Origin of the sequence: uncultured Hymenobacter sp. (assembly GCF_964243305.1) — a bacterium.
Lineage (GTDB): Bacteria > Bacteroidota > Bacteroidia > Cytophagales > Hymenobacteraceae > Hymenobacter.
Genome location: NZ_CAXTEF010000012.1, coordinates 1 through 8,379, shown reverse-complemented (window position 1 = coordinate 8,379; position 8,379 = coordinate 1). Strand labels below are relative to the sequence as shown.

General features: G+C 63.7%; 8 protein-coding genes. 7 read left to right on the top strand and 1 reads right to left on the bottom strand.

Annotation, left to right across the window (positions count from 1 at the left end; translation table 11 throughout):
• Positions 1-1,673, bottom strand: a 1,673-nt coding sequence (locus ACFE70_RS09110; protein WP_375417424.1) for a biotin carboxylase N-terminal domain-containing protein, incomplete at its 3' end; no start/stop codon positions are given.
• A gap of 162 nt (positions 1,674-1,835) precedes the next feature.
• Between ACFE70_RS09110 and ACFE70_RS09105 the strand changes: the two genes are divergently transcribed.
• The 7 genes from ACFE70_RS09105 to ACFE70_RS09075 all read left to right on the top strand — a co-directional run.
• Complete coding sequence (locus ACFE70_RS09105; RefSeq protein ID WP_375417423.1) at positions 1,836-2,381, top strand: hypothetical protein; 546 nt, start codon at positions 1,836-1,838, stop codon at positions 2,379-2,381.
• A gap of 6 nt (positions 2,382-2,387) precedes the next feature.
• Positions 2,388-2,987, top strand: a complete 600-nt coding sequence (locus ACFE70_RS09100) for a hypothetical protein (RefSeq protein ID WP_375417422.1) — start codon at positions 2,388-2,390, stop codon at positions 2,985-2,987.
• Positions 2,988-3,139: 152 nt separating this feature from the next.
• Positions 3,140-4,219, top strand: a complete 1,080-nt coding sequence (locus ACFE70_RS09095) for a DHH family phosphoesterase (RefSeq protein ID WP_375417421.1) — start codon at positions 3,140-3,142, stop codon at positions 4,217-4,219.
• A 149-nt stretch (positions 4,220-4,368) separates the two neighbouring features.
• On the top strand, positions 4,369-5,085 hold the full coding sequence (locus tag ACFE70_RS09090) for an SDR family NAD(P)-dependent oxidoreductase (RefSeq protein ID WP_375417420.1): 717 nt from the start codon (positions 4,369-4,371) through the stop codon (positions 5,083-5,085).
• 151 nt (positions 5,086-5,236) lie between these two features.
• Positions 5,237-6,562 (top strand): cryptochrome/photolyase family protein, encoded by a 1,326-nt coding sequence (locus tag ACFE70_RS09085; protein ID WP_375417419.1) that lies wholly within the window; start codon positions 5,237-5,239, stop codon positions 6,560-6,562.
• A 101-nt stretch (positions 6,563-6,663) separates the two neighbouring features.
• Complete coding sequence (locus ACFE70_RS09080; protein WP_375417418.1) at positions 6,664-7,299, top strand: TetR family transcriptional regulator C-terminal domain-containing protein; 636 nt, start codon at positions 6,664-6,666, stop codon at positions 7,297-7,299.
• A gap of 128 nt (positions 7,300-7,427) precedes the next feature.
• Positions 7,428-8,379, top strand: a 952-nt coding sequence (locus ACFE70_RS09075; RefSeq protein WP_375417417.1) for an ABC1 kinase family protein, incomplete at its 3' end; no start/stop codon positions are given.

Below are 8,379 nucleotides of genomic sequence, written 5' to 3'. Positions count from 1 at the left end.
TGAATCAGGGGCTCGGCGCGCAGCCAGTTGGCAAAGCCTTCGGGGCCCAGCTCGGTCAGCCTATTTTTAGTGCCCGGCACAAAGGCTGAAGCCGGCGGATAAACTCTCCATCCGTTTTTCGGCGCCTGATTGCCCGTGTGCAGGCGCCAGACGGCCGGCATATCGATTGTGGGCAGGCGCGGCTTGCGCAGGGTCCGGCGCGGGTCGAGGTTATTTTTTACGTCGGGGTTGCCGTTGACAATCACCTCGCCCATGAAGCCGAGCAGGCGCGTGCCGCGGTCCTGCCGCGGCTTGAACTCAAACAGCTCCGGGTGGTCCTTGATAAAATCGACGGTCGCCTGGCCCGCCCGGAATTCGGGGTGGGCCACGATGTTATCCAGAAACGGAATGTTGGTTTTCACGCCCCGCACGCGAAACTCGGCCAGCGCCCGGCGCATGCGTTGGGCCGCGCCCTTGAGCGTGGGGGCGTGGGCCGATACCTTGACTAGCAGCGAGTCGAAAAACGGCGAGATAACCGCGCCCTGGTACACCGAGCCTTCATCGAGGCGGATGCCGAAGCCGCCCGCCGAGCGGTAGGCCACGATGGTGCCGTAGTCGGGCTTGAAGTCGTTGGTCGGGTCTTCGGTGGTGATGCGGCACTGCACGGCGAACCCTGAGCGCAGCGGCACCACGTCGGGCCCCAGCCCGATTTCGGGGTCGCTGAGCTTGAAGCCGGCAGCGATGTAGAGCTGGGTTTTAATCAAATCCACGCCCGTAATCATCTCCGTCACGGTGTGCTCGACCTGAATGCGCGGGTTGACCTCGATAAAGTAAATCCGGTCCAGCTCCGGGTTCACCAAAAATTCGACGGTGCCCACGTTGTCGTAGCCCACGGCCCGGCCGATGCGCAGCGCGTACTCGTAGAGCAAATGCCGCTGATGGTCGGCCAAATCCAGGGCCGGCGCCACCTCCACCACCTTCTGAAACCGCCGCTGCACCGAGCAGTCGCGCTCGTAGAGGTGCACCAGGTTGCCGTGCTGGTCGCCCACGAGCTGCACCTCAATGTGCTTGGGGCGCTCGACGAACTTCTCCAGAAACACGGTATCGTCGCCGAAGGCATTGAGCGCCTCGTTGCGCGCCTCGAAGAAGCCCTTTTCCAGTTGCTCATCGTCGCGGATGATGCGCATTCCCCTACCCCCCCCGCCGCTGGCGGCCTTCAGCATCACGGGGTAGCCGATGCGCTGGGCCTCACTACGGGCGGTTTCAAAGTCGTTCAGCTCGGCCTCGCTGCTCTCAATCTGGGGCACCTGGCACTGCTGGGCCACTTCCTTGGCCCTGACCTTATCGCCGAGAGATTCCATCACGTCAGGATTGGGACCCACGAAGATGATGCCTTCCTCGCGGCAGCGGCGCGAGAGCGTAGCATTCTCGCTCAGGAAGCCGTAGCCGGGGTGGATGGCGTCGGCGCCGTTTTCCTGGGCCACGCGCAGCAGCCCTTCGATGTCCAGATACGGCTTGAGCGGCTCATCGTCGCGGCCAATCTGGTAGGCTTCGTCGGCCTTGTAGCGGTGCAGCGAGTAGCGGTCCTCGTAGGTGTACACGGCCACCGTGGGGATGCCCAGCTCGGTGGCGGCGCGCAGCACGCGGATGGCAATTTCGCCCCGGTTGGCGACGAGCAGCTTGCGGATGTTCATGGGGAAAGCGGGGGGTAGGGAAGCGCGGAAGTGACGGCGTGGCGAAGCTACGGAAAACGGTTTGCAGCACTAAGCAGACCGGGAATTTCGAGACTTATATTTGGCATATTTCAATCCCGCAGCTAACCCATTATGTTGTTTAAAAGATTACTGTTTGGACTTTTGCCCGTGACCGCCGCGGCCCAATCGCCTCCCGACCCGCGCCCGGCAGTGGCCAGCTGGGGCGTTGGACTAGGCGCCGGCAACGGCCTGGCGCTGCACGGCACCTACTTCAGCCGGCACTGGCTGGCTTTGGGGCGGCTGCGCGGCAAGTGGTGGGGGCCGGAGTCGGGCCCCCGGCCCACGCTCTTCGGCGACGACATCAACACCCGCTCCCGCCAAAACGAGGTTGCGGTCCTGGTGGGCTACCCGCTGGCGGTCGGGCAATCTATTATCTATGGCGCGGCGGGGCTGGCTTACCTCAGGGGGCGGCAGCTGGGGGAGTACCGCTACACGCTGCGCGAAAGCGGCCTCATCAGCACCGATGGCACCCACTACTACCGCTACCGCGACTACCGGGCCCTGGGTTTGCCGCTGGAAATCGGCTACCTGGCGCCGGCATTTGATAAGGAACAGCTGCGCCTGGGACTAACCGGGCAGGCTGATTTTAATCCCGAACAAATCGTCTATTGCGTGCTCGCCACGCTCACTTTCTTTCCTACCCGCTGACGCTGCATGAAACGTAATCTGGTCTTTATCGGGCTTCGGCGGGCCGCCCTGCTGCCGGCCCTGAGCGCGCTGGCCGCCTGCACCCTGACGAGCGAGGAGGTGGAGCCGGCTCTGCCGCAAATTCCCGTGCATAATAGCAATACGGTCGCCTACAAGCTCAACGGGCTGCCCGTGGTAGCCCACAATGCCGGCAGCGTGCTTGCCTCGATTTTCGGGGGCGGACGGTATCCGCCGGTGGATGTTCATTTTGAGACGGACTCCAGCCTGATTTTCACGAGCGCCGACGAGCAGAACGAGCGCGCACCCGGCCTCGTGGTGCACGCGCTGCAATGGCAGCTGACCCGGTTTCGGGGGGTAGGGAGCTACCGGCCCGGGCCGGCCGAAACCACCTTTCAGCTCTACACCTATGATGCCGGCCGCAACACCCAGCCGACGGGCCCGGTGCAGCAGCTGGACCTCTCGCAGCCCGCCGAGATAACCGTGACGGAATGGAACCCGGCGACCCGCTACGTGCGCGGCACCTTCCGGCTGCACTTTGCCGCCCGAAACGGCGCGCCCGCTGCCGCCCTGAGCGAGGGCGCCTTCGCCCTGAAGCCCGCCTTCTAGGCCAGTCTGGGGCGGCCAGCCTGAAAAAGCTCAGCCAACGCCGCTGCCAACGCCTCTAAAATCCTGCTTTCTCCACCGCAAGAGAGCGGCCTTCGCATTTTCCTCGTATGGCAGAGCCAGCCGGCCCCAACCGCCGCGCTCTGCTCCCACCTATGCCCCCCGCTGCCTACCCCCAGTTTCAGGCGCCGTTCCGCGCTTTTCTCGCCCAGATTCCGGCCGGCGGCCGGGTGGTGGTGTACTGTCATTTCGATGCCGACGGGCTGGCGGCCGGCGCGCTGTTCGGGCGCGGACTGCCACGATTGAATGACAGTTGGCAGGTGGAAGTGCGGCCGTCGGGCAAGGGCGAAAATGCCTTCCTGACCAACTCTGTGCGCGGCAATTTGCTGGCTTTGAAGCCTGACGCGCTCATCGTGACCGACCTGGGGGTGCACGAGCGCGGCACGCTCGAAGCCGACGGCGTGCCGGTGCTCTACGTCGACCACCACATTCCCGAGGGCCTACCCCCCTCCCCGCCGGCCACCGTGCTCACCGGCTACGGCCTGGAGCCCGTGCCCTGCTCGGCCTGGCTGGCCTACGAGCTGCTGGCGGCCGAAACCGACGTGACGGACTTGCGCTGGGTGGCGGCCCTAGGCGTCATCTCCGACCTGGGCGACCAGGCGCTTTGGCCATCACTAGCCGAAGTCAAGAAGAAGTTCACCGCCAAGTGGCTCAAGGAAGCCGTGGCCTTGTGCAACGCCGCGCGCCGGGCCGGCGAGTTTGACTTGGCCCGGCCGCTGACCTACCTGCTGCGCGACGACAACCCGCGCTCGCTAACCCAGGATGCTGTGCTGGCCGGCTACCGCGCCGCCGTGGCCCAGGAGCTGCAAGCGGCCCGCAAGCTGCCACCCAGGTTTCCGCCCAAAACGGCCGAAAACGCGCTGCCCGTGGCCGTTATCAGCATCAACTCGCCAGCCCAGATTCACCCGCTCATCGCCCAGCAGTGGATTGCGCGGCTGCCCGACCGCGTGGTGCTCTGCGCCAACCGCGGCTATCTGCCTGATGGGCGCGTGGCCGTAGCTGGCCGCACCGCCAGCCGCGCTTTGCACATCCCGGACCTGCTGCGCGAGGCCTTCCGCCGCACCGGCCAGAGTCCGCCGGCAAATTTCGCCCACGGCCACCCGCAGGCCAGCGGCGGGCATTTGACGGAGGCTGAATATGCGGTGCTGCTGCGCGGGCTGGGCTTTGCGGTGTAGCGCGGACTTTAGCTTCGCTGTCCTTCGGTTGCCGGCCGCGAGGGGGGGTAGGGAAACATTCGACTCGCGGCCTACAACCGAAGGACAGCGAAGCTAAAGTCCACGCTACGGCGCCCAAAACCTTCCCTACCCCTGCTAGTTAGCCCAGCATGAATTTTCCCGACAAAAACATCCTGCTCGTTGGCGCCTCCTCGGGCATTGGGCTGGCTTCGGCCAAGCTGCTGCACGGTCTGGGCGCGCACCTCTACACCGCCTCGCGGCACCGGAGCCCGGAGTTGGCGGCGTTGGAAACCACACACTTTGACTACGACGCCACGCAGCCTGATTTGGCGGTTTTCGAGCAGCTGCCCGACGTGCTGCACGGCGTGGTGTATTGCCCCGGCAGCATCAAGCTGCGGCCCTTCGAGCGCATTCCGGTGGCCGACTTCCGGGCTGATTTTGAGTTGAACGTGCTGGGCGCCGTCACGGTGCTGCAAGCGGTAATCAAGCGCCTGAAAAAAGCCGAGGACGGCGCCTCAGTCGTCTTATTCAGCACCGTGGCGGCCGATACGGGCATGAGCTTTCACAGCAGCATTGCCACGGCCAAAGCCGCCGTGGAGGGCCTTGCCCGCGCGCTGGCCGCCGAGTATGCCGCCAACAACATCCGCGTCAACGCCGTGGCGCCTTCGCTTACCAACACCCCCCTGGCCGCCGCCCTGCTCAACTCGCCCGAGAAAGCCGAGGCCGGCGCCAGGCGCCACCCCCTGCAGCGCATCGGCCAGCCTCAGGATTTGGCTTACATGGTCTCGTTTCTGCTCTCCGACCACAGCTCCTTCATCACCGGTCAGACGATGAATGTGGATGGCGGGATGGGCAAACTGAAGTAGAGCATTAGTGAAATTAGACCGTCATGCTGAACGCAGTGAAGCATCTTGCTTGGGGAAGTAATTCAGTTGAACCTCACAATCAGATTAGTGACGGGCAAGATGCTTCACTGCGTTCAGCATGACGGTCTTGACCATCAAAGGAAATAAACGTATGAAAATCACCCTCTTCTGGCACCGCCGCGACATCCGCCTTCCCGACAACGCCGGCCTGGCCGCCGCTCTGCAAAGTGGCTTTCCGGTGGTGCCGTTCTTTATCTACGACAAAGAAATCCTCGACAACCTGCCCGATAAAAAAGATGCCCGGCTCACGTTCATCTATGACGAGGTGGAGCGCGTGGCGCGGGAAACCGAAGCGGCCGGTGGCACTTTCCTGGCTTACTACGGCACGCCGGCCGACGTAATCGAGCAGCTCGTGCAGGAGCACGAGGTAGCCGCCGTGTACACCAATGAGGACTACGAGCCCTACGCCACCCGTCGCGACGGCCACGTGGAAGCCTTGCTGCGGCGCTACGGCGTCGAGTTCAAGCTGTATAAAGACCAGGTAATTTTTGCCAAAAACGAGGTGCTGGGCAAGAATGGGCAGCCCCAGAAAGTCTTCGGCTCGTACCGCAAAGCCTGGCTGGAGAAGCTCACGGATGAGGAGTTGGCGCCCCGGCCCTCAGCCAATTTAATTAAGGCTGAAAACCTGGCGCGGGTGCCGGCCCCGCCCCGCCCGACGCTGGAAAGCGTCGGCTTCGAGCGCTACGAGCAGTTTGTGCCTACCCTCGACCTGCCCGATGACGAGGTAGTGCGCAACTACCACCAGACCCGCAACCGGCCGGCCCTGCAAAACGGCACCATCCGCCGCTCGGTGCAGCTGCGCTTTGGCACCATCAGCGTGCGCCAGCTCATGCGGCAGGCCAAGGAGCTGAACCCCAAGCTGCTGGAGGAGCTAATTTGGCGCGATTACTTCATGATGCTGCTCTGGCACTACCCCGACACCGCCCGCGAAGCCTACGACCCCCGGCTGCGCCACGTGCCCTACCGCGAGAATGAAGCGGAGTTTCGGGCCTGGTGCGAGGGCCGCACCGGCTACCCGCTCGTCGATGCCGGGATGCGGGAGCTGAACGCGACAGGCTACCTGCCCAACCGCACGCGCATCGCGGCGGCCGGCTTTCTGGTTAAGCACCTGCTCATGGACTGGCGGGAGGGCGAAAAATATTTTGCCGACAAGCTGCTGGACTACGACCTCTCCCAGAACATTGGCAACTGGCAGTGGATGGCCGGCACCGGCGCCGTGGCCGCGCCCTGGTTTCGGGTTTACAGCCCCCAAAGCCAGCTCGACACGTATGACCCCGACCGCGAATATGTGAAGCGCTGGATTCCCGAACTGGGCACGTCCGCCTACCCCCCTCCCATCGTGGAGCACAAGTTTGCCCGGCAGCGCGCCATCGACACGCTGCGCGCAGCGTACCGGGCGGCCTCGCAGCAAGCGTAAGTGCATCCTCCGGCACGGGGCGCAGCCCCGCGCCAGGGGAGCCAGGGGTAGTGGCGCGAGCCAATCCGCAACTTCCCTACCCCCCGCCTGGTTGTCAGGGCATGGACAAAGCCCAAATCAAGCAAGCCTATCTCGACTTTGTGCGCCTGGAAAATCAGCCCCCGGCGTCAGTCTACATTTTCACCAATAAGCTCGGTATTCCCGAGGCTGAGTTCTACCAATTCTACCCCAACTTCGCTGCCATCGACCGCGACATCTGGGCTGACTACGGCCGGCAGGCGCGCGAAAAAGCCGCTCTGGAGCCCGTTTGGGCCACCTATGGCGCCCGCGAAAAGCTGCTTGCCTTCTACTACACGCTGCTAGAGCTGCTCAAGCAAAATCGCTCCTACGCCCTGCTGAGTTTGCGCCGCTCCCTGAGCCGGATGCCGGGCCAGGTGCCGCGGGTGCTGGAAGATTTTGAGCGCGAGTTCAAGGACTTTGCGCTGGAGATTCTTGACCAGGGCCGCCGCAGCGGCGAGGTCGCCAGCCGCGCTTTTATCACGCAGGGCTACCCCCGCTTTTTCTACCGGCAGGCCTTATTTGTACTCGGCTATTTTGCCAAGGATGAGAGCGTCAACTTCGAGCGCACCGATGCGGCCGTGGAAAAAGCCGTCACGCTGAGCTTCGATTTGGTCGGCCGCAACTCCTTCGACTCGGCCATCGATTTCGTGCGCTTTCTGGCCCAGCGCAGGCGATAATTCTCATTTATCAATTAACATTTAACAGCCTTAAGCCGCTGATTTATAATTTATAAGAGGTATTTGTAAAAATCAGTTGACAAGGTAATTGTAGAGCTGCAAAACGATTGTTAATTCTTAATTGATAAATGTTAAATGAAATCCCGACCACGAAGGTGGCCCGCGCCGCCCGCTTCGCCAAAACCGGCCTGAGCGTCGGCGCCAATTACGTTAAGCACTACGCCAGGCGAGCCGTGGGCGCCGAGTCAACCACGGACGATTTGCACGCGGCCAACGCCGCCGAGCTGTTTGGCGCCCTGGGCGAACTGAAAGGCTCGGTGCTGAAAGTGGCCCAGATGCTGGCGATGGAGAAAAATATCCTGCCGCCGGCCTACGCCGCGCAGTTCCGGCAGGCGCAGTACCAGACGCCGCCCTTGTCGGGGCCGTTGGTGAGCAAGGCGTTTCGGGATGCGTTTGGCCGCGCGCCGCACGAGCTGTTTGCCGAGTTTGACCCGGCGGCGCGGCAGGCGGCCAGCATCGGGCAGGTGCACTTCGCGCGGCACCAGGAAACCGGCCGGCCGCTGGCCGTGAAGGTGCAGTATCCGGGCGTGGCGGGCAGCATTCAGTCCGATTTGGCGCTGGTCAAGCCCGTGGCCTTGCGGGTGCTGGGCCTCGATGAGGCGCAGGTGCGGCCCTACCTGGCGGAAGTCGAAGCCCGGCTGCTGGAAGAAACCGACTACGCCCTGGAGCTGCGCCGCGGCCAGGACCTGGCCGCTCGTTGCGCCGGCCGGCCGCACCTGGAGTTTCCGCGCTACTACCCGGAGCTGTCCTCGGCCCGCATCCTGACGATGGATTGGCTGCCCGGCCAGCACTTAGCGGAGTTCCTGGCGACCGCGCCCAGCCGGGAGGTGCGTAATCAAATCGGGCAGGCGCTGTGGGATTTTTATCAATTCCAGGTCAATGTCTTGCTGACCGTGCACGCCGACCCGCACCCCGGCAACTTCCTCCTGCGCGCCGAGCACGGCGGCACCGTAGCGGTGCTGGACTTTGGCTGCGTGAAAGAGATTCCGGCCGACGTGCAGCGGCATTTTCAAACCCTGC